This window comes from Pseudomonas sp. IT-232MI5, from assembly GCF_949767845.1.
GTDB lineage: Bacteria > Pseudomonadota > Gammaproteobacteria > Pseudomonadales > Pseudomonadaceae > Aquipseudomonas.
Genome location: NZ_CATKQE010000061.1, coordinates 120,599 through 145,742, shown reverse-complemented (window position 1 = coordinate 145,742; position 25,144 = coordinate 120,599). Strand labels below are relative to the sequence as shown.

At 59.9% G+C, this 25,144-nt stretch carries 24 protein-coding genes; 14 read left to right on the top strand and 10 right to left on the bottom strand.

What is annotated here, in order from left to right; all coding sequences use genetic code 11:
- Positions 1 to 51 precede the first annotated feature (51 nt).
- The gene (gene tesB, locus ACM6JQ_RS28605) at positions 52 to 921 is read left to right on the top strand and encodes an acyl-CoA thioesterase II (RefSeq protein WP_003228466.1); all 870 of its coding nucleotides are present in this window, start codon (positions 52 to 54) and stop codon (positions 919 to 921) included.
- Positions 918 to 1,511 carry an HAD family hydrolase gene (locus tag ACM6JQ_RS28600; RefSeq protein ID WP_007909708.1) on the top strand — a complete coding sequence of 198 codons (594 nt, stop codon included), beginning with the start codon at positions 918 to 920 and terminating at the stop codon, positions 1,509 to 1,511. The genes tesB and ACM6JQ_RS28600 overlap by 4 nt, the downstream gene beginning before the upstream one ends.
- 114 nt (positions 1,512 to 1,625) lie before the next feature.
- Here the strand turns inward: ACM6JQ_RS28600 and ACM6JQ_RS28595 are convergent, their stop codons facing one another.
- From ACM6JQ_RS28595 to ACM6JQ_RS28580, 4 genes are all read right to left on the bottom strand, one after another.
- Complete coding sequence (locus ACM6JQ_RS28595; RefSeq protein WP_414895075.1) at positions 1,626 to 2,576, bottom strand: alpha/beta hydrolase family protein; 951 nt, start codon at positions 2,574 to 2,576, stop codon at positions 1,626 to 1,628.
- On the bottom strand, positions 2,577 to 3,464 hold the full coding sequence (locus ACM6JQ_RS28590) for a neutral zinc metallopeptidase (protein ID WP_123375888.1): 888 nt from the start codon (positions 3,462 to 3,464) through the stop codon (positions 2,577 to 2,579). It abuts the gene before it with no gap.
- Positions 3,465 to 3,656: 192 nt separating this feature from the next.
- Positions 3,657 to 4,490 carry an aldo/keto reductase gene (locus tag ACM6JQ_RS28585; protein WP_414895074.1) on the bottom strand — a complete coding sequence of 278 codons (834 nt, stop codon included), beginning with the start codon at positions 4,488 to 4,490 and terminating at the stop codon, positions 3,657 to 3,659.
- On the bottom strand, positions 4,474 to 6,213 hold the full coding sequence (locus ACM6JQ_RS28580; RefSeq protein ID WP_007909713.1) for an FAD-dependent oxidoreductase: 1,740 nt from the start codon (positions 6,211 to 6,213) through the stop codon (positions 4,474 to 4,476). The genes ACM6JQ_RS28585 and ACM6JQ_RS28580 overlap by 17 nt, the downstream gene beginning before the upstream one ends.
- Positions 6,214 to 6,388: 175 nt before the next feature.
- Between ACM6JQ_RS28580 and ACM6JQ_RS28575 the strand changes: the two genes are divergently transcribed.
- The 4 genes from ACM6JQ_RS28575 (at position 6,389) to ACM6JQ_RS28560 (ending at position 10,175) form a co-directional block, all read left to right on the top strand.
- A complete protein-coding gene (locus tag ACM6JQ_RS28575) occupies positions 6,389 to 7,165 on the top strand; it encodes an IclR family transcriptional regulator (protein WP_414895073.1) in 777 nt (258 codons plus the stop codon).
- Between the two features lie 152 nt (positions 7,166 to 7,317).
- A complete protein-coding gene (locus ACM6JQ_RS28570) occupies positions 7,318 to 8,379 on the top strand; it encodes a Gfo/Idh/MocA family protein (RefSeq protein WP_414895072.1) in 1,062 nt (353 codons plus the stop codon).
- A 2-nt stretch (positions 8,380 to 8,381) separates the two neighbouring features.
- Positions 8,382 to 9,197: a sugar phosphate isomerase/epimerase family protein gene (locus ACM6JQ_RS28565; protein WP_414895071.1), complete on the top strand. Its 816-nt coding sequence runs from the start codon at positions 8,382 to 8,384 to the stop codon at positions 9,195 to 9,197.
- A 99-nt stretch (positions 9,198 to 9,296) separates the two neighbouring features.
- Positions 9,297 to 10,175 carry a DMT family transporter gene (locus tag ACM6JQ_RS28560; protein WP_007909717.1) on the top strand — a complete coding sequence of 293 codons (879 nt, stop codon included), beginning with the start codon at positions 9,297 to 9,299 and terminating at the stop codon, positions 10,173 to 10,175.
- A 126-nt stretch (positions 10,176 to 10,301) separates the two neighbouring features.
- On the opposite strand, the gene ACM6JQ_RS28555 is transcribed toward ACM6JQ_RS28560, so the two are convergent.
- On the bottom strand, positions 10,302 to 11,639 hold the full coding sequence (locus tag ACM6JQ_RS28555; protein WP_007909718.1) for an MFS transporter: 1,338 nt from the start codon (positions 11,637 to 11,639) through the stop codon (positions 10,302 to 10,304).
- Between the two features lie 356 nt (positions 11,640 to 11,995).
- Between ACM6JQ_RS28555 and quiC the strand changes: the two genes are divergently transcribed.
- Entirely contained in the window at positions 11,996 to 13,897 is a 1,902-nt protein-coding gene (quiC, locus tag ACM6JQ_RS28550) for a 3-dehydroshikimate dehydratase QuiC (protein WP_007909724.1), read from the top strand.
- Between the two features lie 101 nt (positions 13,898 to 13,998).
- Complete coding sequence (locus tag ACM6JQ_RS28545; protein ID WP_007909725.1) at positions 13,999 to 14,676, top strand: TetR family transcriptional regulator; 678 nt, start codon at positions 13,999 to 14,001, stop codon at positions 14,674 to 14,676.
- Between the two features lie 113 nt (positions 14,677 to 14,789).
- Here ACM6JQ_RS28545 and ACM6JQ_RS28540 read toward each other — a convergent pair whose 3' ends face one another.
- Both ACM6JQ_RS28540 and aroQ read right to left on the bottom strand, forming a co-directional pair.
- Positions 14,790 to 15,644 (bottom strand): shikimate dehydrogenase, encoded by an 855-nt coding sequence (locus ACM6JQ_RS28540; protein WP_414895070.1) that lies wholly within the window; start codon positions 15,642 to 15,644, stop codon positions 14,790 to 14,792.
- A gap of 5 nt (positions 15,645 to 15,649) precedes the next feature.
- On the bottom strand, positions 15,650 to 16,090 hold the full coding sequence (gene aroQ / locus ACM6JQ_RS28535) for a type II 3-dehydroquinate dehydratase (protein ID WP_007909727.1): 441 nt from the start codon (positions 16,088 to 16,090) through the stop codon (positions 15,650 to 15,652).
- 330 nt (positions 16,091 to 16,420) lie between these two features.
- Here aroQ and ACM6JQ_RS28530 point away from each other — a divergent pair, with 330 nt between their 5' ends.
- Positions 16,421 to 16,849, top strand: coding sequence for a DUF4160 domain-containing protein (locus ACM6JQ_RS28530; RefSeq protein WP_081498730.1), 429 nt, complete (start codon positions 16,421 to 16,423; stop codon positions 16,847 to 16,849).
- Positions 16,846 to 17,289, top strand: a complete 444-nt coding sequence (locus ACM6JQ_RS28525) for a DUF2442 domain-containing protein (RefSeq protein ID WP_095114057.1) — start codon at positions 16,846 to 16,848, stop codon at positions 17,287 to 17,289. The genes ACM6JQ_RS28530 and ACM6JQ_RS28525 overlap by 4 nt, the downstream gene beginning before the upstream one ends.
- A gap of 58 nt (positions 17,290 to 17,347) precedes the next feature.
- Here ACM6JQ_RS28525 and trmA read toward each other — a convergent pair whose 3' ends face one another.
- Positions 17,348 to 18,427: a tRNA (uridine(54)-C5)-methyltransferase TrmA gene (gene trmA / locus ACM6JQ_RS28520; RefSeq protein WP_007909731.1), complete on the bottom strand. Its 1,080-nt coding sequence runs from the start codon at positions 18,425 to 18,427 to the stop codon at positions 17,348 to 17,350.
- Positions 18,424 to 19,719, bottom strand: a complete 1,296-nt coding sequence (locus ACM6JQ_RS28515; protein ID WP_007909733.1) for an NCS2 family permease — start codon at positions 19,717 to 19,719, stop codon at positions 18,424 to 18,426. The genes trmA and ACM6JQ_RS28515 overlap by 4 nt, the downstream gene beginning before the upstream one ends.
- A gap of 222 nt (positions 19,720 to 19,941) precedes the next feature.
- On the opposite strand from ACM6JQ_RS28515, the gene ACM6JQ_RS28510 reads away from it, so the two are divergent.
- Positions 19,942 to 20,391 carry a DUF4879 domain-containing protein gene (locus ACM6JQ_RS28510; RefSeq protein ID WP_007909735.1) on the top strand — a complete coding sequence of 150 codons (450 nt, stop codon included), beginning with the start codon at positions 19,942 to 19,944 and terminating at the stop codon, positions 20,389 to 20,391.
- 66 nt (positions 20,392 to 20,457) lie between these two features.
- Positions 20,458 to 21,003: a DJ-1 family glyoxalase III gene (locus ACM6JQ_RS28505; RefSeq protein ID WP_414895069.1), complete on the top strand. Its 546-nt coding sequence runs from the start codon at positions 20,458 to 20,460 to the stop codon at positions 21,001 to 21,003.
- A 12-nt stretch (positions 21,004 to 21,015) separates the two neighbouring features.
- On the opposite strand, the gene ACM6JQ_RS28500 is transcribed toward ACM6JQ_RS28505, so the two are convergent.
- A complete protein-coding gene (locus tag ACM6JQ_RS28500; RefSeq protein WP_007909739.1) occupies positions 21,016 to 22,254 on the bottom strand; it encodes an MFS transporter in 1,239 nt (412 codons plus the stop codon).
- A gap of 392 nt (positions 22,255 to 22,646) precedes the next feature.
- Between ACM6JQ_RS28500 and ACM6JQ_RS28495 the strand changes: the two genes are divergently transcribed.
- Positions 22,647 to 24,095, top strand: coding sequence for a cytochrome ubiquinol oxidase subunit I (locus tag ACM6JQ_RS28495; protein WP_007909747.1), 1,449 nt, complete (start codon positions 22,647 to 22,649; stop codon positions 24,093 to 24,095).
- Positions 24,096 to 24,098: 3 nt separating this feature from the next.
- Positions 24,099 to 25,106: a cytochrome d ubiquinol oxidase subunit II gene (gene cydB, locus ACM6JQ_RS28490; protein ID WP_007909749.1), complete on the top strand. Its 1,008-nt coding sequence runs from the start codon at positions 24,099 to 24,101 to the stop codon at positions 25,104 to 25,106.
- Positions 25,107 to 25,144: the final 38 nt, after the last annotated feature.

Genomic DNA, 25,144 nt, shown 5'->3' with positions numbered 1-25,144 from the left:
GGCCGCCGCAGCCAAGACTGCGCGGCATAGCTTTGTGTGAGGAGAGTCTGAATGAGCCAAGTGTTGGAAGATCTGGTTGACCTGCTGACCCTGGAACCGATCGAAGAAAACCTGTTCCGTGGCCGCAGCCAGGATCTGGGTTTCCGTCAGTTGTTCGGTGGCCAGGTGCTCGGCCAGTCGCTGTCGGCGGCCAGTCAGACCGTTGAAGAGGCGCGCCATGTGCATTCGATGCACGGTTATTTCCTGCGTCCGGGCGATGCCAAGTTGCCGGTGGTCTACTCGGTTGATCGCGTGCGCGATGGCGGCAGCTTCAGCACTCGTCGGGTCACGGCGATCCAGAAGGGCCATCCGATCTTCACTTGCAGTGCTTCGTTTCAGTACGACGAAGCAGGCTTTGAGCACCAGAGCCAGATGCCGGTGGTGGTCGGTCCGGAAAACCTGCCGTCGGAGCTGGAATTGACCCAGCAACGCGCGCACCTGATCCCGGAACACATGCGTGAAAAACTGCTGTGCCCGAAGCCGATCGAAGTGCGCCCGGTCACCGAAAAAGACCCGTACAACCCGCAACCGGCGGATCCGGTGAAGTACGTGTGGTTCCGTGCTGACGGTGCGTTGGCCGACATTCCGGCCCTGCACAAATACCTGTTGGCCTACGCCTCGGACTTCGGCTTGCTGACCACGTCGATGCTGCCCCACGGCAAGTCGGTCTGGCAGAAAGACATGCAGGTCGCCAGCCTCGATCACGCGCTGTGGTTCCACAACGATCTGCGCGCCGATGACTGGTTGCTCTATGCGATGGACAGCCCGTGGGCCGGCAATTCCCGTGGTTTCTCCCGTGGCAGCGTGTACAACCGCGCCGGGCAATTGGTGGCTTCGGTGACGCAGGAAGGCTTGATCCGCCATCGCAAGGATTGGGCATGAGCCTGAAGGATGTGAAGCACTGGGTGTTCGACATGGACGGTACGCTGACCGTCGCCGTGCATGATTTTGCAGCGATTCGCGTGGCGCTGGCGATTCCGCCGCAGGACGACATCCTCACTCATCTTGCGGCATTGCCGGCGGATGAGGCAGCAGCGAAACATGCCTGGTTGTTGGAGCACGAGCGCGATCTGGCGCTGGGTTCGACCCCGGCCAACGGGGCGGTAGAGCTGGTGCGTGATCTGCACGCACGCGGTTATCGCCTCGGCATTCTGACCCGAAATGCGCGGGAATTGGCACATGTGACGCTGGAGGCCATTGGTTTGGCTGACTGTTTTGCGGTGGACGATGTGTTGGGCCGTGATGAAGCACCGCCGAAGCCGCATCCGGGTGGTTTGCTGAAACTGGCAGACGCTTGGGACGTGCCGGCGAGTGAGCTGGTGATGGTCGGTGATTACCGCTTTGATCTGGATTGCGGCCGCGCGGCGGGCGCGCGGACAGTGCTGGTGAATCTGCCGGAAAACCCGTGGCCGGAGCTGACCGATTGGCATGCGAAGGATTGTGTCGAGTTGCGGCGGATGCTGCTGGCCTGAAATCTTGGCTGCTTTAGCGGGCCTCATCGCGAGCAGGCTCACTCCTACAATTGAATGCGTTCCCCTGTAGGAGTGAGCCTGCTCGCGATGGCGTCAGATCAATCAGCACAAAACTTATTCGAACAACGCCTTCTGCCCCTCCGGCGAGGTCAGCATTCCATCTCCGTTATGCCCAACCCCGGGCACTTCAACCAACCGCTGATTCACCCCTTCCGGATGGCGACGCAGCAAATAGCCGAAGTAAAACTTGCCACGCTCCAGGCGATACGCCCCTTGCGCTTCGGCTTCACAACGCTTGTCCAACGCCGGATGGTTAGGATCGGTGTCCTGCTGCCCAAGCAGATAAATCACCTCGCGTTTGACGTAACCGCTCTCAAGCTGCAACGGCGTTTGCCCACCGGCGTACACCGGCATGTCCGACAGACCGTACTTCCAGCGATTGAAACCCGCGCACTTGGCGTGATCGAACGCCACCGGCCGTTGCTCATTGAAATACGCATAGGACGACGGATTGGCCACCACATAACGCAAGCGAATGCCGTTGGCCTTCAGCGCTGGCTGATCCTTGGCGAGCAGGGCATAACGCTGCACCACTTGACCGCCACCGGAATGACCGAAAATCACGATCTGCTTCACGTCCGGAAACTGTTTGCGGTCGCTGATCCGCGCGACGATCTCATCGAGCGCCGCATAGGAACTCAACGGATTCGGTCCTGTGGATAACCCGCCGCCCATCCACTCGTTGCCTTGCCAGCGCAGCAACGTAGCGGGGAGCGAGTACAGCGCGACATCGCTTTCATTGAGGAACTGCGGCGCAATCACCAGCGTGTGGGGGCTTTGTCCCGCCAGCTCGGCCGCGCTCTCGGCGCTTTTGCGATAGGTCTCGGCGTTGCGCAACCGGCCATGAATGACGATCAGCACACGCTCGATCTTCTCCGGCGCAGGACCAATGCCTACCGCCATTTCCCCGGCCTTGAGTTGCAAACGACCGGGGCTGATCGCATCGACACCTGCGGCGTGCGCGGTGCTGCCAACCATCAGTAACGCTAAAAGCCATTTATGCATTTACAGGTTTTTCGCCGCGAAGGTGTCGCACTGGCCGACCTGGCCCTGTGCGAATCCGGTTTTGAACCAGCGCACCCTTTGCGCCGACGTACCGTGGGTAAACGAGTCCGGCACCACACGGCCCTGACCTTGTTGTTGCAAGCGATCATCACCGATGGCGTTGGCCGCATTCAAGGCCTCTTCGATGTCGCCCGGTTCCAGCCAGTTCAAGCGCTTCTGTGCGCTGTAGGCCCAGACGCCGGCGAGGCAGTCGGCCTGCAATTCCTGACGCACCAGCAAACCGCCGTCGCCTTCCATTTGCCGACCTTGCTGGCGGGCTGTCTGAATTTTCGCCGAGACACCGAGAAGCGTCTGCACATGGTGTCCGACTTCATGCGCGATTACGTAGGCCTGAGCGAAATCTCCGGCAGCCTTGAAGCGTTGCGACATCTCCTGGAAGAACGCCATGTCCAGATAAACCTTCTGGTCCGCCGGGCAATAGAACGGGCCAGTGGCCGAGGTCGCCAGACCGCAGGCGGAATTGACCCGGTTGCTGAACAGCACCAAGGTCGGGTCCTTATATTGCCGGCCAGCCTGCTGGAAAACCGCACCCCAGGTGTCTTCGGTGTCACCAAGGATCGAGCGGACGAATTCGGCCTGTTCATCATTGGCCGGCGGCGCCTGACGGGTTTGCGAAGTCGGCGCGGCTTGTTGCCCCGATTGCCCGGCGAGCTGACCGAGGATCTGCAGCGGATCCTGCCCGGTGATCCAGCCAATGCCGACAATCAGCAGGATGGCCCCCAGGCTCAGGCCTTTGCCGCCGCCGAAACGCATGCCGCCACCGCCGCCGGCATCATCACCACGGGCATCGACGACGTTGTCACTGCGTCGGCCTTTTTTCCATAGCATGTGGGAATCCTCTGTGTGTATCGGGTGATGATGAGTGTTGCTGCTGTGTGAGTGTGGCGCCAGTCCGGTCGTCCGTCTATTGGCCACACGCAAACAGGCCCGGCCTCGTGCTGACGAGGTCGGGCCTGTTATTGACGATCACCCGCCCTGGGAATTCAATCCCTTGGCGGGTTTCTTTCAGCAGGTCATCGATCAGCGATCAAACGCATCCCACTGCGGTGCGAAATCCGGGCTGACCTGGCGTTGATTTTTCGGCAGTGCGGCAATCAAAGCACGGTCTTCATCGTCGAGTTCGACTTTCAGCGAGGCCAGGTTGGCCAGTTGATTGGTCTGGCTGCTGGCCTTGGGAATGGCCGCAACGTTGGGCTGATCGAGCAACCATTTCAGTGCGACCTGCGTCGGCAATACGCCGTGCTTTTTGGCGATCTGTTGAATCTGCGGGATGTCCGAGACCTTGTTGCGTGCCAGCGGCGTGTAGGCCGTCAGCGCCAGATCGTGTTGACGGGCGTAGTCGAGCAGGGCGTTTTGTCCGAGCAGGACGTGGTACTCGACCTGAATCGCTGACAGATCAATCCCATATTCCTCGATGACTTTGCGTAGCAGGGGCAGCGGAAAATTCGCCACGCCGATGTTGCGCGCCAGGCCCTGCTCCTTGAACGATGCCAGCGTCTCGAGGGTGCGCGGCAGATCCCAGTCGGTGGCTGGCCAGTGGATCATGAACAGATCGACGTAGTCGCTGCGCAAAGCGCTAAGGCTGCGGTCCATGGAATGGCGCATCGCGTCGGGTTGCAGCTGATCCCACCAGACCTTGGTGGTGACATGAATCTGTTCGCGCGGTGTCGGCGTATTCGCCAGTGCTTGTCCGACCGCGTCTTCGTTGTTGTAGGCCGCCGCGGTGTCGATGTGTCGATAACCCAATTCCAGCGCTTGCTCGACGGCGCGGGTGCATTCGTCGCCGAGCATCGGCCAGGTGCCGAGACCGAGTTTCGGCATGTTCAAACCTTGGGCGTTAACGATGTGCTGCATGGTCGATCTCCTGTTCGAAAGCAGTCATGCCGGCAATGTGCCGGGCGGCGATGTAGCCGAAAGTCAGTGCCGGGCCGAGGTTGATCCCGCCCGCCGGGTAGTGGCCACCCATGATGCTGGCCATGTCGCCGCCCGCTGCGTAGAGGCCGGTGATGGGGTTTTGGTTGGCATCCAGCACTTGCGCATGTGGATTGACCTTGAGGCCGGCAAACGTACCGAAGCAGCCCGGTTGGACTTTTACGGCGTAGTACGGGCCGGTATCTATTGGGGCAACGCAGGGGTTGGGAAGGTTCGCCGGATCACCCTGTTTGCGGTTGTAGGGTGTTGCGCCGCGACCGAACTGCGGGTCTTCGCCGTGACGGGCATGGCGGTTGTAGTTATCCACAGTCTGGCGCAAGCCGCTCGGGTCGATGCCGCAGGCGAGGGCCAATTCTTCAATACTATTACCGCTTTTCAGATAGCCGCTGCGGATAAATTCTGACACTGGCAGCGGAAATGGCCGCGATATGCCGAGGCCATAACGGCGTTGAAAAGCGTGGGTGCAGATCAGCCATGAGGCGACTTCTTCACCTTCAGGCGCGGCGGCAACCATGGCGCTGACGTAGTCGAAATAGCCGTTGGCTTCGTTGACGAAACGCTGACCGTTGCTGAGCACGCCGATGATGCCGGGTTTGCCGCGCTCGATGATGTGTGGGAAATGGCCGATGCTGCCGTCGGAATGTGGCACTTGCGAAACCGGTGCCCACGCCACGGGCGAAGCCACATCGGTATTGACCCGTGCACCGACGCTTTCGCCCAGGCGCAGGCCATCGCCGTTGATGGCCTGCGGTGGCAGCGCCCAATGCTCGTGACCGGTCGGCGTGCGCGGGAACAGGGCTTTGCGCCGCTCGATGTCATTGGCAAAACCACCGGCGGCGAGTACTACGGCTTTGCGTGCATGAATGCGGATCGGGCCCTTGCGGGTGCTGACCTGCGCGCCCGAGACGCGCGAGCCATCACGCAGCAGTTCCGTTACGGGCGCCGATTCCCAGAGCAGAACGCCAAGGTCTTCGGCGGACTTCGCCAGCCTTGCCACCAGCGCCACGCCGTTGACCAGTTGCATCGCCCGGCCATGCACCGCGAAGTCGAACAAGTGCCGAGTGAATCGTCGCGTCACGTGCCACGCGGCTTTCAGCGAACGGGTCAAGTTGAGGAACGCCGACAGATCTGCGCCCGCCATGATCGGCATGCCCATGAAGGACGTTTCGCGCATGGTCGTGCGAAGTCGCTTGAGCAAGCGTCCGACCTTGCGGCCATCGTAGGGTGCGGCGATCACCGATCGACCACCGGTGCCTGCGCCCGGTGTGTCGCCATGGATGTCGGCGATCGCATTGCCGTCGGCGAATTGCAAGGCAGTGTGCTGCTCGAAAAACGCAACCATGCGTGGCCCGGCTTCCAGGAAAGCGTCGATCATCGCCGGATCGAAATGCTCGCCCAGTTCATGGCGCAAATAGGTGCGCGGTTGTTCGACGTCTTCGATGATGCCGGCGCGACGTGCCAGCGGATTGCACGGCACCCACGCCCAGCCACCCGACCACGCGGTGGCGCCACCGAACACCGAATCCTTTTCGACGACGATGACTTTCAGGCCATGCCATGCAGCGGTGACGGCTGCTGACAATCCGGCGGCGCCGGAGCCGATGATTAAGACGTCGCAGTCGATAGCGGGAAGTTCGGCAGGCATCAAACAAGGCTCCAGCATTGGTTTTTTTGGAATTTGATTCCAGAAAGTAACCATTGCTACCATCGGCCTACAAGCCTTGATACGACAAACCGGGCGGTTATCGAACGCGCAGTTCCGGATTTCGCTTTGCGGTAGATGTCTTCTAGAATCGGCGAAATTTCATTTGGATTTCCCTATGGCCGGCAGTCAAATCGAACGGGTTTTCAGCGTGCTGGAAAGCCTCACCAGTGATCCGCGCGGGCTGCCGATGCAGACGCTGGCCGAGCAATTGGACATCCCCAAGAGTGCAACGCACCGCTTGCTCGCCGAGCTGATCCGCCTGGGCTACGTGCGGCAGAATGGGGAAACCTTGCGTTATCACTTGTCGACCAAACTGGTGGCGATGGGCTTCCAGTATTTATCGAGCAGCGGCGCCGATATTGTCCAGCCCGTGCTGGATCGACTGGCGCAGGAAACCGGTGAACTGGTGCGTCTGGGCGTGATCGATGGCGAGCGGCAGACCTGGATCGCCAAGGCGCAGGGCGCGCGTACCGGCCTGCGTTACGACCCGGACATGGGCCGCGATGCGCCGCTGTTTTACACCGCGTCCGGGCACGCATGGCTGGCGTGCATGAGCGATGCCGAGGCGCTGTCGCTGGTTGAGCGTCAAGCGGCGGAAGTGCCTGTGGGGATTGGGCCGAATGCGCCGCGCTCGAATATCGAATTGCTGGAACGCCTGCGTCTGGCGCGCGAGCAGGGCTATGCCTGGGTCGAGGAGAGCTCGGCAGTCGGCACTTCGGCGATTGCTGCGGTGGTGAAGCACCCGGCGGATGGACGGGTGATCGGTGTACTCAGTATTGCCGGGCCGAGCGCGCGGATGCCGGGGGCACGGTTGCATGAGCTGGCGCCGTTGTTGCTGAAGTCTGCCGAGGAAATGTCAGCGGCGAGCCTGGCCTCAGAACTGTTTATCTAATCCGCCGCAAATCCTCCTACATGGATCTTCGTTTGGCGTGAAATTGTGCGGTGTTCGCACGGTTTTAGAATGGATGGGTGTTTGATTCTGGAACTCGGTTCTAAATTGTTGCTGGAGTGATATTCCAACAACAATCACAAAAGGACCGCACCTTGAATTCGCCCCTTCGAATCGCCCTGATCGGCGCCGGCAACATGGGCCGGCAACATTATCGGCATCTGCAATCTCTCACCGAAGCGACGCTGTGCGCGGTGGCTGATCCCGGGCCGCAATCAGCAGGGCTTGCGGCTGAGTGGGGTGTAAGGCATTTCGCTGATCATCGTCAGATGCTCGAGCACATCAGGCCCGACGCGGTGATCGTCGCCAATCCGAATAACCAGCACGTCGCTACGGCGCTCGATTGTCTGGCGGCAGGCGTACCGGTGCTGTTGGAGAAACCGGTCGGCGTGCACCTGGATGAAGCGCGCGAGCTGGTCGCGGCGGTTAAACGCAGCGGTGTGCCAGTGCTGGTCGGCCACCACCGGCGCCACAATCCACTGATCGTGCGCGCCCATGAGCTGTTACAGCGCGGAGCGCTCGGGCGTCTGACCACGGTCACCGCGCTGTTTCAGTTGCGCAAACCGGATAGCTATTTCGAGGTCCCGTGGCGCCGTGAAGCGGGGGCGGGGATGTTGCTGACTAATCTGATTCACGATCTCGATCTGCTGCGTCACCTGTGCGGCGAAGTGCGCTCGGTACAAGCGATCACTGACAACTCAGTGCGCGGTTTCGCCAATGAAGACAGCGCGGCGGTGTTGCTGCAATTCGAAGGTGGCACATTGGGCACGTTGAGCGGGTCCGATGCGGTGGCTGCGCCGTGGAGTTGGGAACTGGATTCCGGTGAGAACCCGGTGTATCCGCGTCAGGCCGATCAGCCGTGTTATCTGCTGGCCGGGACTGCTGGCGCCTTGAGCATTCCGCAGCTCAAGCGTTGGCATTACGCCGCTGATCAGGTCGATGCCGGTTGGCATGAACCCTTGTTGATGGTCGAAGAGTCCTACAGCGGTGACGAAGCTTTGCGCTTGCAGTTACAGCATTTCGTACGCGTGGCACGGCGTGAAGTCGCGCCACTGGTGAGTGCGGCCGACGCTGCGCGCACTTTGGCGCTGATCGAAGCCATCCGCGAGGCCGCCGCCACTGGCCGCGCCTGCGCCCCTGCACTGATCGAGGCTTGAACATGAGCGAACGAATCCTATCCCTGGCCAGCCTGACTGTGCTGGAGTTATCGCCACCGCAAATGGTCGAGGTGGCGGCACGTGCCGGATACAGCCATGTCGGTTTGCGCCTGGAACCGGCAACGCCCGAGGAGCATCACTTCCCGTTGGTCGCCGATGCTGAATTGCGCCGTCAGACGTTGCAGCGTCTGCGCGATACCGGCATCCGTGTGCTCGATGTGGAAATCCTGCGCTTGAAGCCGCAAACCATCGTTGCCGATTTCGAGAAACTTTTAACGGTCGGTGCAGAGTTTGGCGCTACCGAATTGCTGGTCGCCGGTAACGATCCTGACGAGCAGCGGCTTACCGATAACTTTGCGGCGCTCTGCGATCTGGCCAGGCCTTACGGGTTGCACCCGCATCTGGAGTTCATGCCCTGGACCGATGCGCGCAACCTCGAACAAGCGCTGCGAATTGTCGAGAACGCGGATCGGGAAAATGCTGCGGTGCTGGTCGATGCCTTTCACTTTGATCGTTCGGCTTCACGGCTTGAGGATCTGCAAACGGTGTCGCCGGCGAGGCTGCGTTATGCACAATTATGTGATGTCGCGGGTCCGCGACCGTCAGACATGGCCGAGATCTTGCGTCAGGCGCGCAACGAGCGGCGGTTTCCCGGCGAGGGTGATTGTGATCTGCTCGGGCTGCTGAAAGCGCTGCCGGCTAATATCCCACTGAGTCTGGAAATTCCCACGGTTAAACTGCTGGAGCAGGGCGTGAGCGGATTGCAGCGGGCGCAGATGGCGATTGATCGAACGCGCAAGTTGTTGGCGCACCTGTAAGCGGGGCTGCGCACCTGTCGCGGGCAAGCCCGCTCCCACAGGGGGAGGCGAGACTGCCTGCGAAGCTTTTGATCTTTTACGGCACCACAAGGAAACCCGATGACTGTCAGCACTCCGCTCTCTGGTGTCAACCAACCCTTCAAGGGGATCTTGCTGATTGTCGTGGCGACCTTCCTGTTCTCCAGTCACGACGCATTGTCGAAATATCTCTCGGGTTTCTATCCGATCGTGATGGTGGTCTGGGCGCGCTATCTGGTGCACACCTTACTGATGGCGGGGATTTTTCTGCCGCAGTCCGGGTTGCGCGTCCTACGCACCAAGAAGCCGTTATGGCAGTTGACCCGAGCACTTTGCCTGCTCGGTACCAGCCTGTTTTTCACCACGGCCTTGCTGTATATCCCGCTGGCGGAAGCCACGGCGGTCAACTTTCTTGCGCCGGTATTGGTGACCGCGTTGTCGGTGCCGCTGCTCAAGGAGCGAGTGACACGCGGCCAATGGATCGCGGTGATCTGCGGCTTTATCGGCGTGCTGATCATCGTCCACCCGGGCGGTGAATTGTTCACTCCGGCGGTGTTGCTGCCGTTCTGCTCGGCGCTGTTTTTCTGCTTCTATCAACTGCTGACCCGCAAGCTCGCCGAAGTCGACAGCCCGACCACCAGCAACTTCTTCGCCGGGCTGTGCAACACATTGGTGATGAGTGCGCTGGTGCCGTTCTTCTGGCAAGTGCCGACGTTGACCCATGCCGGGTTGATGCTGGCGCTGGGCAGTTGCGGGATGACTGCGCATTTGTTTCTGACCCAAGCCTTCCGCCATGCCGCACCGGCGCTGCTGGCGCCGTTCGGTTATTGCCAGATCGTGTTTGCCGGGTTGTTGGGTTGGCTGCTGTTCAATCACACGCCGAGTCTGTTGACGATCATTGGCATTGCGGTGATCTGTTGCAGTGGATTGGCGGCAGCGTGGCAGCAGAGCCGCCGCTGAAGAGACCGCAACCCGCTGTGTAGGAGCTGACGAGTGAAACGAGGCTGCGATCTTTTGATCTTCAACATCAGGATCAAAAGATCGCAGCGTGCCGCAGCTCCTACAAGGGAGCCGGGTGTAGGCAGGTTATTCGGTGACGGTCGGGATCTTGCGCGGGGCCATGAAGTACATCCACGTCAGCGCAAGGAAATACATCGCCGGAATCAGGGTGAACAACACGGTGTAGTTGTTGTTGGTCACGGTCAGGATGTGGCCGACGATCTGGGTCATGAACATCCCGCCAATCGCTGCGCACATGCCGCCGAAACCGAACACCGTGCTCATCATGTGCTTGGGCGTGTAGTCCATCACCAGGCTCCAGATGTTCGCCGTCCACGCCTGGTGCGCACCGATGGCCAGAGAGATCGCAGCGACTGCAACCCACAGATTGGCTGAACCGGCCGCCATGACCACGCCGATGATGCAGCAGGCGAACAGCAACATCGACAGCAGCCGCGCCTTGATCGAGTTCATGCCGCGACCGATCAGGAACGAAGACAGAATCCCGCCGCCGACGCTGCCGAAGTCAGCCGTGACGTAGATGATGATCAGCGGAATACCCATCTGGGTGACGTTGATGCCCAGGTTGTATTGCTGATTGAGAAACGGTGGCAGCCAGTACAGGTAGAACCAGAACACCGGCGCGGTCAGCGCATAAGCGATGGCGAAGGCCCAAGTGCCGCGCATGCGCAGGATTCTCGAGAACGGCACGCGAGCCTGTTCCGGTTCGACTTCCTGCTGGATGTAGTCCAGTTCGGACTGTTTAACGCTCGGGTGATCTTCCGGGTTGAAGTACTTCAAACCCCAGAACAGCAACCAGATGCCGCCCAGTGCCGCCATGCACAGGAACGCCGCTTGCCAGCCCCAGACGTGCAGAACCAGTGGCAGCAGCATCGGTGTGAACATCGCGCCGACGTTGGTGCCGGCGTTGAAAATGCCGGTGGCGACCGCACGTTCGCCGGCCGGGAACCACAGGCGTGTGGTTTTCACGCAGGCCGGGTAGTTCGCCGCTTCGGTCAGACCGAGAATAAATCGGCAGACCATAAAGCCGACCGCCGATGTCGCCAGGCCGTGAGCACCGGTGGCCAGGCTCCACAGCAGCACGGCGCAGAAGAACACGCGTTTGACGCCGACCCGGTCGATCAAGCGACCTTGCAGAACGAAACCGATCGCGTAGCCGACCTGAAACCAGAAGTTGATGTTGGCGTAATCCATCGCCGTCCAGCTCATTTCCTTGGCGAGGATGGGTTGCATGACGCCGAGGGCGGCGCGGTCGATGTAGTTCAGGGTAGTGGCGAAAAACACCAGCGCCAGCATGCCCCAACGGGTTTTGCCGACAGCCATGGCGCCGCGGATCTTGTCGCCGATGCCACCCGTGGCAGTGCTCATGGCCGGAGCCATGCGGGAAGTCTGTGAAGGAATCATGTGTTCCACCCGTTTTTGGATTTGTTATTTGGTGTGCTTGTTACTTGCACGCTGCGACCGGTGGTTCAGATCCGGACTCAATGTGCGGTCGATGTTGGGCAGTGGACGAAAAATCGTCAATTCGCCAAACCGCCATTGTGTTCGATAATCGCACGCAAAACTAACCGGGTAGTACACTTTAAATTGCTGCCGCGATCGATGCAGCCAATAATTTCCCTACTATAAAAACCATCCTATGTAGGAGCTGCCGAAGGCTGCGATCTGTTGATTCTGTTTTCACGAATAAAGATCAAACGATCGCAGCCTGCGGCAGCTCCTACAGTAAAGATAAAGCGGCGCAGTCCGGGAGTTGAAACATGCAGCGTTCCATTGCCACCGTTTCCTTGAGCGGCACCCTGCCGGAAAAACTCGAAGCCATTGCCGCCGCCGGGTTCGACGGGGTGGAGATTTTCGAAAACGACCTCCTGTACTACGACGGCAGTCCACGGGAAATTAAACAGATGTGCGCCGACCTCGGCATCGCCATCACTCTGTTTCAGCCGTTCCGCGATTTCGAAGGCTGCCGTCGTGATCGCCTCGCGCGCAATCTCGAGCGGGCCGAGCGCAAGTTCGACCTGATGCAGGAACTGGGCACCGATCTGGTGCTGGTCTGCAGTAACGCCTCGGCCGACAGCGTCGGCGATCAACAAATTCTAGTCGATGACCTGCGGCTGCTGGCTGAACACGCCGGTGCGCGTGGTTTGCGCATCGGTTACGAAGCACTGGCCTGGGGCCGTCACGTCAACACTTATCAACAGGTCTGGGACATCGTGCGCCAAGCCGATCACCCGAGCCTGGGCGTGTTGCTCGACAGTTTTCATACGTTGTCGCTGAAGGGCGATCCCCGCGCCATCGCCGACATTCCCGGTGACAAGATCTTCTTCGTACAGATGGCAGACGCGCCGATTCTGGCCATGGATGTGCTGGAGTGGAGCCGGCACTTCCGTTGCTTCCCCGGTCAGGGCGAATTCGATCTGCCAGGGTTCCTCGCGCCGATCATCCAGAGCGGTTACACCGGGCCGCTGTCGCTGGAAATCTTCAACGACGGCTTCCGCGCCGCACCGCCACGGGCCAATGCCGCCGACGGTTTGCGTTCGCTGCTGTATCTGGAAGAGAAGACCCGTCAGCGTCTGGAGCAGGCAGCCCAACCTGTGGCCAACCGTGAAATCCTTTTCGAAACACCGAAGGCCAGCGAGTACAACGGCATCGAGTTTCTTGAGTTTGCCGTAGACGAAAGCCTCGGCGCCAAACTGTCGAACTGGCTGGAGCGCCTCGGTTTCGTCAAGGCCGGGCAGCATCGTTCCAAGAGTGTGAGCCTGCTGCGTCAGGGCGACATCAACCTGATCCTCAACTCCGAACCGTATTCGTTTGCTCACAGCTTTTTCGAGGCTCACGGCCCGTCGCTGTGCGCCACCGCCGTGCGGGTCAAGGACAGCGCCAGTGCGCTGGCCCGCGCCGTCGCTTACAAAGGTCAGCCTTATCGCGGACTGGTCGGCCCCAATGAACTGGAGCTGGCAGCGGTGCGCGCGCCGGACGGCAGCCTGATTTATCTGGTGGATGAACAGGCCGATGTCTACGGCACCGATTTCAATCTGCTGGCAGATGCGCCGGCCCGTGGCGGCCTTAAACGTATCGACCACATGGCCATGGCGCTGCCGGCCGACAGCCTCGACAGTTGGGTGCTGTTCTACAAGAGCCTGCTGGATTTCGAGGCGGACGATGAAGTGGTACTGCCCGATCCGTACGGTCTGGTGAAGAGCCGCGCACTGCGCAGTCGCGACAGTTCGATCCGCTTGCCGCTGAACATTTCCGAGAACCGCAACACCGCCATTTCCCATGCGCTGTCGAGTTATCGCGGCTCCGGTGTGCACCACATCGCCTTCGATTGTGACGACATCTTCGCCGAAGTGAGTCGCGCCAAAGAGGCTGGCGTACCGTTGCTGGATATTCCGCTCAACTATTACGATGACCTCGCCGCGCGGTTCGATTTCGACGACGAATTTCTCAGCGAACTGGCGTATTACAACGTGTTGTACGACCGTGATGCCCAGGGCGGCGAGCTGTTCCATGTCTATACCGAACCGTTCGAAGGGCGCTTCTTCTTCGAGATCATCCAGCGCAAGAACGGCTATGCCGGGTATGGCGCGGCGAACGTCGCGGTGCGTCTGGCGGCGATGGCCAAATCACGCAGTGGCGCTGTGCGCCAGGCGAAGTTGTAGGAAATTCGTAAACGCGGGATTAAACACAGGTCCCGCGGCTTCCTTCACTGTGCTGCGCGGCCCATAATCGCCGCCTGTGCAGTGATGGCCGTGAGCCCGCAATGACGATGAATACAGAACTTTCCGCAGCTCCTGAAGTGTCCGCCGTAGAGCCGCGCAAGAGTCGCAAGAACAACCCGGAAAAGACCCGCGAGAATATCCTGCAGGAGGCGATCGTCGAGTTCGTCCAGCAGGGTTTGTCCGGCGCTCGCGTTGATGCGATTGCCGAGCGCATCCACACCTCAAAACGCATGATCTATTACTACTTCGGCAGTAAGGAGCAGTTGTACGTTGAGGTGCTGGAGAAGCTTTACGGTGATATCCGCAGCACTGAAAGCCGTCTGCACCTGGCCGAGCTGGCGCCGGTGGACGCGATTCGCCGACTGGTCGAATTCACCTTCGATCACCATGATCGCAACGTCGATTTCGTGCGCATCGTCAGCATCGAAAACATCCACAACGCTGAATACGTGAAGCGTTCCGATGCGATCAAGGCGATGAACAACACCATCCTCGATTCGCTCGGCGAGATTCTGCGTCGGGGCGCTGAAGAGGGTGTGTTCCGTGCCGGGCTGGATGCTCTGGATGTGCATTTGCTGATCAGTTCGTTCTGCTTCTATCGCGTATCGAACCGGCACACGTTTGGCGAGATTTTCCAGATCGATCTACCGGATGAAAGCATCAAGCAGCGGCATCGCGAGATGATTTGCGAGTCGGTGTTGCGCTACCTGCAAGCCTGACACAGCTCCCCTGTAGGAGTGAGCCTGCTCGCGATGGCGTACCGTCAGCTAACACATTAGTTGCCTGACACACCGCTTTCGCGAGCAGGCTCGCTCCCACAGGGGGAAAGCGTTCAGCCATTCATGCTTTGAAAATGCGCGAGCATCCGCTGCGCATCCGGCACCATGCCACTGAACAACTCAAACGCCTTCACCGCCTGAAACACCGCCATATTGCCGCCGTCCAGCGTCCGGCAACCGAGCGCGCGGGCATTGCGCAGCAGTTCGGTTTCCAGCGGGAAATACACAATCTCCGCCACCCACAATTCCTTGCGCAGCAGTTCGACCGGTACCGGCATGCCCGGCAGTTTGGCCATGCCCATGGGCGTGGTATTGACCAGACCGTCGGCCAGATTCAGCGTGCTCGGCAGATCCCGACCGGCCAACGCACGACCAAAACCGAAATGCTGATTGAGATTGTTCGCCAGGCTCTCGGCGCGCTCACTGTCGACGTCAAAAATGCTCAGTTGCTGTACGCCTTCGCTCAACAGCGCGTGGGCCACTGCCGCGCCAGCGCCGCCAGCGCCCATCTGCACAACGCGCTCACGGGCAGCGTCCTTCAAACCTCGACGAAAACCTTCGGCAAAACCGAGGCAGTCGGTGTTGTGGCCAACACGCTTGCCGTCCTTCAGCACCACTGTGTTCACCGCGCCGATGCCCTTGGCTTCCGGCGACAGCTCATCGAGCAGCGGGATGATTGCCTGCTTGCACGGGAAGGTGATGTTCAGCCCGGTGTAATTCATCCGCTCGGCCGCCAGCAACAGGTCGGGCAGGGCGGTGCTATCCATTTTCAACTGATCGAGATCGATCAGTCGGTACAGATAACGTAGGCCTTGGGCATCGCCTTCGTGCTCATGCAGCGCCGGCGTGCGCGAGGCCTGAATGCCGGCGCCGATCAGTCCTGCGAGTATTACGTTAGAGCGAGACATGCGCGTTACCCCTTCAGCCGCTGGCTGAAATGTTCCAGTGCCAGTCGATAGCCGTGACTGCCAAAACCGGCCATTACCGCTGTGGCAATCGCCGAGACAAACGAGTGATGACGAAACGGTTCGCGGGCGTGGACGTTGGACAGGTGTACTTCGATCACCGGCAACTCACTGGCCACCAGCGCATCGCGAATCGCTACCGAGGTGTGCGTCCACGCCGCCGGATTGATCACGATCCCGGCGCAGCGACCACGGGCGGCGTGTATCCAGTCAAGCAGTTCGCCTTCGTGGTTGGTCTGGCGAAACTCCACGGCCAGGCCGAATTCTTCGCCAGCGCGACCGCACAACGCCGAGATGTCCGCCAGGGTTTCGTGACCATAAGTCGCCGGCTCGCGGGTGCCGAGCAGGTTCAGGTTCGGGCCGTTGAGCACCAGAACGATAGGGGGCATGAGGGGTAACTCCACTTATTGTTTTTAGCTTTGGCCGAGGGTTTCAGCCTGTGGAGATAAAATGTACTAGATGGTTACCATGGTCAATCGAAGTGCCTGAGCCCAGGATTTTTGTGTTCGGTAATCGCACCAAGGCTGTTTCATACTTAATGTTGTTCGAATCGTAACGACAGCTTTGCTTACGTTTTCCCTCGAAGATTTACCGACTCATGGCCCATGCCGGCGCTAGCCTGAGAGAAGAGCGGAGCCACTTGCGTTCTACGGCACCGGTCGTCGGATTTGAAAGGATTATCGAATCCTGAAATTTATTAACCTAACGGATGGGTTAGCATGAACGTATGCAATTACAAGGGATTGTCGATACGCGTAATGTTGCGGAATGAGCATTGCCCACCGCACGCTCATGTAAATGCGGGCGCCTGGAGTGCGCGATTCCATTTCAGCTTTTGGCACAACGACATTGATCTGTGGGATGTCGTGCCGCTGTCTCGTCGACCGACGATGGCTGTATTGGAGGGTTTGTGTCGATCGTTGGGACATCCCGTTCATCTGCGTCGCGCACGAGGGATCTGGTGGTCAGGTTTGCAAACCGTCTGTCTCGGCAATCAAGTGTGGGACTGCGAATCAAACGAGGTACCGGTGATGAAACTGGTTACCGATACGACTTACAGGATCGCTGCGGCGCGCTACGAACCAGAAGAAGACAAGTTGCTTCTGACATTGGTTGGCAAACTGGAAGGAGTTGAAATCCATTTATGAAAGTCATTAAGGCAAAGCCGTCCGTACATCGACCACTGACGGAAGAAATGCTCGATGCAGCCATAAAGCTTGGTGAAATACGACAGGCCAGCAGTTTCCAAGCTGTTTCTGTGTGCTTTGAAAAATCATCTTTGGTCATCCGTTTTGAGGATGGCAGCGGTGTGTTGCTTCCGGTGAACCAGTATCCAGAGTTTGACGGGTTTGATGCAGGCGATTACGAGGGGCTGACAGTCGGATTCGCAGGCACTGCGCTTTGTCATGAGGGCAAAGACCTTGACGTTTCCATTGCCGGAATGATTTCAGCGAGCCCGTCACTCATGAAGATGGCTGCGTCGGTGGTTGCATCACGTAACGGTCGTCAAAGCAGTGCCGCAAAGTCCGAAGCCGCGCGGGCGAATGGCAAAAAGGGCGGGCGTCCGCGTAAGGTCGATCCCGCTTAGTGAGCGCCCACAAAAAAGCCGTCAATCACGACGGCTTTTTCGCATCCGGCATCGGCAATCAACGGCGGGTCAGCAACACACCCGATTCCATGTGATGCGTCCAAGGGAACTGGTCAAACAACGCGCACGTGGTAATACGGTGCGTGTCGTGCAACTGGGCGATGTTGGCTGCCAGGGTTTCCGGGTTGCAGGAGATGTAGAGGATGTTGTCGAAGCGCCGGGTCAGCTCGCAGGTGTCCGGATCCATGCCAGCGCGCGGCGGGTCGACGAAGACGCTGCCGAATTCGTAGCTCTTCAGGTCGATACCCTGCAGGCGGCGGAACGGGCGCACGTCGTTGAGCGCTTCGGTCAGCTCTTCGGCGGACAAACGGACCAGGGTGACGTTGTCCACAGCGTTTTCGCTGAGGTTGCTCAGTGCGGCGTTGACCGAGGTCTTGCTGATTTCGGTGGCCAGCACTTTGCGCACGCGCGTGGCGAGTGGCAGGGTGAAGTTGCCGTTGCCGCAGTACAACTCCAGCAAGTCATCGGTACGATCGCCCAGTGCTTCGTACGCCCAGTTGAGCATCTTCTGGTTCACCGTGCCGTTAGGCTGGGTGAACGCGCCTTCCGGCTGGCGATAGCTGAAGGTGCGACCGCCGACGTCGAGCTTCTCGACCACGTAATCGAGGCCAAGTACTTCGCGTTTGCCCTTCGAGCGACCAATGATGCTGACGCCCAGATCTGCCGACAACTGGGTCGCAGCGGCATGCCAGTGCGCGTCCAGCGGGCGGTGATAGCACAGGGTGATCATTGCATCGCCGGCCAGCGTGGTCAGGAACTCGACCTGAAACAACTTGTGGCTCAACGCTGAACTGGCCTGCCACGCCGCTTTCAGCTGCGGCATCAACTGGTTGATGCGCAGGCTGGCGATCGGGAATTCTTCAATGAGGATCGGCGTGCGTTTGTCGTCCTGAGCGAACATCGCGTAATGCCGCTCGCCACCCTCGCGCCACAGGCGGAATTCGGCGCGCAGACGGAAGTTCTGCAGCGGCGAGTCGAACACCGTTGGCTCGGGGGCATCGAACGGCGCCAGCAGATCACGCAAGCGCGTGACCTTGGCTTCTAGTTGCTCGGCGTAAGCCTGGGAATCGAAAGTCATGCGTTGAACCAACCCAACTTGATCACAAACAGAATCGACAGAATCACCAGCGCCGGGTTCAGCTCACGAGCGCGGCCGGACAGCAGCTTGATCACGGTCCAGGCGATGAAACCAAACGCGATGCCGTTGGCGATCGAGTAAGTGAACGGCATGGCCAGCGCGGTCACGACAACCGGTGCGGCGACGGTGATGTCGTCCCAGTCTATTTCCGCCAGACCGGAAGTCATCAACACGGCGACGAACAGCAGCGCTGGCGCGGTGGCGAAGGCCGGAACGCTGGCCGCCAGTGGCGAGAAAAACAGCGCCAGCAGGAACAGAATCGCCACGACGATGGCCGTCAGACCAGTACGCCCGCCCGCACTCACGCCGGCAGCGGATTCGATGTAACTGGTGGTGGTCGACGTACCCAGCAACGAACCGGCCATGGCCGCAGTGCTGTCAGCGATCAGGGCGCGGCCCATTTTCGGCATGTGGCCGTCCTTGCCCATCAGGCCGGCGCGTTTGGCGACGCCGATCAGGGTGCCGGAGTTGTCGAACAGGTCGACGAACAGGAAGGCGAAGATCACGCTGACCAGACCGATGTCCAGTGCGCCTTTGATGTCCAGTTGCATGAAGGTCGGCGCCAGCGAAGGTGGCATCGAAGTCACGCCGTTGAACGGGGTGAAGCCCATCGCGATGGAAATGATGGTCACTGCCAGAATGCCGATCAGTACCGCACCGCGCACTTTCAGCGCTTCGAGCGCGACGATCAGAGCGAAGCCGAGGGTGGCGAGGATCGGGGCCGGGGCTTTCAGGTCACCGAGGCCGACCATGGTCGCCGGGTTGCTGACCACGATGCCAGCGTTGTGCAGGGCGATCAACGCCAGGAACAGGCCGATACCGGCGGCAATCGCCGAGCGCAGCGGCAGCGGAATGCTGTTGATGATCCATTCACGGATGCGGAAGATCGACAGCAGGAAGAAGCACACCGCCGAGATGAATACCGCGCCCAGCGCCACTTGCCAGGTGTGACCCATGTGCAAGACCACGGTGTAGGTGAAGAAGGCGTTCAGGCCCATGCCCGGAGCGAGGGCAATCGGGTAGTTGGCGATCAGGCCCATGATCGTCGAACCGATCGCAGCCGCCAGGCAGGTGGCGACAAACACCGCACCTTTGTCCATGCCGGTCTCGCCGAGAATGCTCGGGTTGACGAACAGGATGTAGGCCATGGCCAAGAAAGTCGTGATGCCCGCGAGAATCTCGGTGCGCACGTTGGTGTTGTGTGCCTTGAGTTGAAACAGCCTTTCCAGCATGTCTGCTCCCCGTGGCGCGCGTGGCGCCGTGAATGTATCGACCTCAACAGCAAAGCACAGACCGTCGCAAGCGCCTGGAAAATTGTGGTGGGCCGGAAAAAGCCGCGCATCATACCAGCAGCGTGAGGAATATGGCGGTTGTTGGTGTCGATCGTCGGCGAAGTTTTGCGTTGACGCCAACTGCGCCATACTGCGCGCTGATTTTTTCGGGGCGGGAAGCGCATGAGCAAGTGCTGGATGAAGGTTTTGGGTTTGATTGCCGTACTGATGGCCGGGATGTCGACAGCCTGGGCGGCATCGGCGCCACCGTTGACGCAAGTGAAAGTGATCAAGGTGCAATCGCCAGCCTGTGGTCTTGAAGACATCGCCGATGGCCAGGCGCAGACCCAGTGCAATCACAGCGGACCGAATATCAAGGTCTACGTGCTCGAAGTCGGCTACGGCAAGAGTCAGCCTCAGGTCGCACTGGACGGCTTTGAAGTGAACGGCACCCGTGCCCCGGTGTGTGCCTTTGATAACGGCAACCTGACCGAATGCACCCCCGGTAATAAAACCGTCGGTTCTCTTTATACCTTCGATCTGGCGGGCAAGCAGGAAGGCACCTTCACCTTCAGCAACACCTCGATCAATGCGCCGCGCAACACAATGTCGACTCAGCTTTACATCAAGTAACGGCTGCTGCAGCGCGATCCGGTTGAAGCTGACTACGCTTCAAGCATCACCCAGCGGATAACGCCCATGACCTTTAGAGCCCTGATTACCCTCGCCGAGGGCATCGATGATCTGCAAAGCGTGACCCTGATCGACGTGCTGCGCCGCGCCGGTATCGAAGTGGTGGCCGCCAGTATTGAAGGACGACGCATGCTGACCTGCGCGCGTGGCACACGCCTGACCGCCGACGGCATGCTGGTCGATGTGCTGGCGCAAACCTTTGACCTGATCGTCCTGCCCGGCGGTGTTGTCGGTTCACAACACCTGGCCGCGCACCAACCTCTGCAACAGTTGCTCAAGGATCAGGCCAGCGCCGGACGCCTGTTCGCCGCCATCGCCGAATCCCCGGCCGTCGCCCTGCAATCCTTCGGCGTGCTGCGCCAGCGGCGCATGACCTGCCTGCCCAGCGCCAGCCATCTACTCTCGGGCTGTACGTTTGTTGATCAACCGGTGGTGGTCGACGGCAACTGCATCACCGCACAAGGCTCCAGCGCTGCGCTGGAATTTGCCTTGACGCTGGTCGAGCAACTCGGCGGCAAGGCCTTGCGGGGGAAAGTGGCGGGGGAGTTGTAGGTCTGGATCGCTTCAGACCTTCACCTCTTCCACCGGCACATGCATCCGATCGCGGTTAGCCAGCGTCGGGAACAACTTGATCCACGTCCCCGTCACCACCAGCGTGCCGATCCCGCCCATCACCACCGCCGGCACCGTGCCGAACCAGTGGGCGGTGACGCCGGATTCGAATTCGCCCAACTGGTTCGAGGCGCCGATGAACAGCCCGTTCACCGCGCTGACCCGGCCACGCATTTCGTCCGGGGTTTCCAGCTGCACGAAAGACGCGCGGATGACCATGCTGATCATGTCCGCCGCGCCGAGCACCACCAGCACCGCCAGCGAAAACCAGAACGAGGTCGACAGGCCGAAGGCAATGGTCGCGACGCCAAACACCCCAACCGCGGTGAACATCACCCGGCCAACATTGCGTTCCACGGCAAATCGCGCGAGGAACAGCGACATGCCCAATGCGCCGACCGCCGGTGCCGAACGCAGCAACCCGAGGCCCCACGGCCCGGTCAGCAGAATGTCTTTGGCAAATACCGGCAGCAGCGCCGTGGCGCCGCCGAGCAACACCGCAAACAGATCCAGCGAAATCGCCCCGAGAATGTCCGGGCGGCTGCGAATGAAACGAATCCCCGCGAGCAACGAATCCAGTGTGGCTTTGCCTTTATTCAGCGGCGTTTGCCGCGCGGGCAGGTTGAGCATCAGCGTGCAAGCGATCACATAGAGCAGCACTGTCGGGCCATAAACCCAGACACTGCCGAATGCATAGAGCAAACCGCCCAGCGCCGGGGCGACGATCGTTGCCGACTGCTGCGCTGACTGCGCCGCCGCCACTGCCCGAGGAAACAGCGCGCTGGGCACGATGCTCGGCAGCAGTGCCTGCGTGGTCGGCATCTCGAACGAACGCGCCGCGCCGAGCAGGAAGGCGAGGATGAAGATCATCTCGCGGGTGACGTGATCGGTGGCGCTGCCGATGGCCAGCGCCAGGGCGATCAACGCCTGCAACGACTGACAGATCGCCGCGACTTTGCGCCGGTCGTAGCGGTCGGCGACATGCCCGGTGTGCAGCATGAACAGCACGCGCGGGGCGAATTCAACCAGCCCGACCAGACCCAGATCGAGGACGTTACCGGTCAATTGGTAGAGGTTCCAGCCAATCGCCACGGTGAGCATCTGGAAACCGCTGGCGGTAAAAATCCGCGCGAACCAGAAAGCGAGAAACGGACGATGGTGACGTAACAGCAGGGGCTCTTGACTGGGCATCTGAAGGCAGGTCTGGCTCGAGGGGAACCGCGAGGTTATCACCAGTCTGTAACAGGAAGTTGCTATGACAAAAAATTTAGTTAGCCAGACATCGATTTCCACAAGCTCGCCGCAAGAAATCCATTGCAGAGCATTGCCACGCCGATGAGGCAACTTGTCACGCGGCAAACGACCACGCAGTTCATCGGCAAAAATGGGACTACTCTTTTAACGTTGCTTGATCCAGATCAAGACCTAGAAGGAATTGATCCGGTGGCCAGTTGGCCAGACTCCCTGCGTTGCGATGGTTGTTTAAAAAGAACGAATCAGAATTCGCCGCACTCCATATCCGTGGGGGCAGTGGGTGCAGGCCTCCGGGTCCGCAGCCGGTATTACCTGACAGAGGAAGCCATATGTTCGGTTTAGAGGCACTAGATCTCGCCCGAATTCAGTTCGCGTTCACCATTTCGTTCCACATCCTGTTCCCGGCCATCACCATCGGCCTGGCGAGTTACCTCGCGGTACTCGAAGGCCTGTGGCTGAAAACCCGCAACGACACCTACCGTGACCTCTACCATTTCTGGTCGAAGATTTTTGCCGTCAACTTCGGCATGGGCGTGGTCTCGGGGTTGGTCATGGCCTACCAGTTCGGCACCAACTGGAGCCGTTTCTCGGACTTCGCCGGCGCCGTCACCGGGCCGTTGCTGACTTATGAAGTACTCACGGCATTCTTCCTTGAGGCCGGTTTCCTTGGGGTGATGTTGTTTGGCTGGAACAAGGTCGGGCGCGGACTGCACTTCTTTTCCACCGTCATGGTGGCGATCGGTACGCTGATTTCGACGTTCTGGATTCTCGCTTCCAACAGCTGGATGCAGACCCCGCAGGGCTTTGAGATTGTTAACGGGCAAGTCATTCCCACCGATTGGCTGGCGATCATTTTCAACCCTTCGTTCCCGTATCGCCTGATGCACATGGCGACGGCGGCGTTCGTCGCGACGGCATTCTTTGTCGGCTCCTCGGCGGCCTGGCACTTGCTGCGCGGCAAGGACAACCCGGCGATCCGCACCATGCTGTCGATGGCAATGTGGATGGCGCTGATCGTCGCGCCGATCCAGGCCGTCATCGGCGACTTTCATGGTTTGAATACGCTCAAGCACCAACCGGCAAAAATCGCTGCGATCGAAGGTCACTGGGAAAACCACGGTGACGAGGCAACGCCGCTGATCCTGTTCGGCTGGCCGGACATGAAAGAAGAGAAGACCAAATACGCCGTGGAGATTCCGTACCTCGGCAGCTTGATCCTCACCCACTCGCTGGACAAACAGGTGCCAGCGCTCAAGGAATTCCCGCCGGAAGACCGGCCGAATTCGACCATCGTGTTCTGGTCGTTCCGGATCATGGTCGGCCTCGGTTTCCTGATGATCTTCACCGGTCTGTGGAGTTTGTGGCTGCGTAAACGCGACACGCTCTACACCTCACGTCCGTTCCTGTATCTGGCGTTGTGGATGGGGCCGTCCGGTCTGATTGCGATTCTCGCTGGCTGGTTCACCACCGAAATCGGTCGTCAGCCGTGGGTGGTCTATGGGCTGATGCGCACGGCGGACGCGTCCTCCAACCATAGCTTCATGCAGATGAGCATCACCCTGATCATGTTTGTGGTGGTGTACTTCGCGCTGTTCGGCGCAGGTCTGGGCTACATGATGCGTCTGGTGCGCAAAGGGCCGAAGATCAGCGAGGGCACGGAAACGCCCGACGGTGGTCCAGGCAAGAAACGCACACCGGCCCGTCCGTTGTCCGCTGCCGACGACTCGGCCGATGCCGATCACGGCGACGACGACATTCGCGTGACCAAGGAGATTTGAATCATGGGTATTGATCTTCCGCTGATCTGGGCCGTGATCATCATCTTCGGCATCATGATGTACGTGGTCATGGACGGCTTCGACCTGGGGATCGGGATTCTCTTCCCGTTCATCCCCGGCAAAGTCGACCGTGACGTGATGATGAATACGGTCGCACCGGTCTGGGACGGCAACGAAACCTGGCTGGTATTGGGCGGCGCGGCGTTGTTCGGCGCGTTCCCGCTGGCCTATTCGGTGGTGTTGTCGGCGCTGTACCTGCCGCTGATTTTCATGCTGATTGGTCTGATCTTCCGCGGTGTAGCGTTCGAATTCCGCTTCAAGGCCAAGGATGACAAACGTCACCTGTGGGACAAGGCTTTTATCGGCGGCTCGGTGGCGGCGACTTTCTTCCAGGGTGTGGCGCTGGGCGCGTTCATCGACGGCTTGCCGGTGGTCAACCGGCAGTTCGCCGGCGGCTCACTCGACTGGCTGACGCCGTTCACAATGTTCTGCGGCGCCGCGCTGGTGGTGGCCTATGCCTTGCTTGGCTGCACCTGGCTGATCATGAAAACCGAAGGCAAGCTCCAGGAACAGATGCATGACCTGGCAAGGCCATTGGCTTTCGTACTGCTGGCCGTGATCGGTATTGTCAGTATCTGGACGCCGCTGGCTCATCCGGATATTGCCACCCGCTGGTTCAGCATGCCGAACCTGTTCTGGTTCATGCCGGTGCCGATTCTGGTGCTGGTGACGATGTACGGTCTGATCCGCGCCGTGGCACGCAACGCCAACTACATGCCGTTCCTGCTGACGCTGGTGCTGATCTTCCTCGGCTACAGCGGTTTGGGCATCAGCCTGTGGCCGAACATCGTGCCGCCGTCGATCTCGATCTGGGACGCCGCCGCACCGCCGCAAAGCCAGGGCTTCATGCTGGTGGGCACGCTGTTCATCATCCCGTTCATCCTCGGTTACACCTTCTGGAGCTACTACGTGTTCCGCGGCAAGGTTACCCATGAAGACGGTTATCACTAAACCTGTGGGAGCGTGCTCGCTCGCGATGGCGTCGGCAG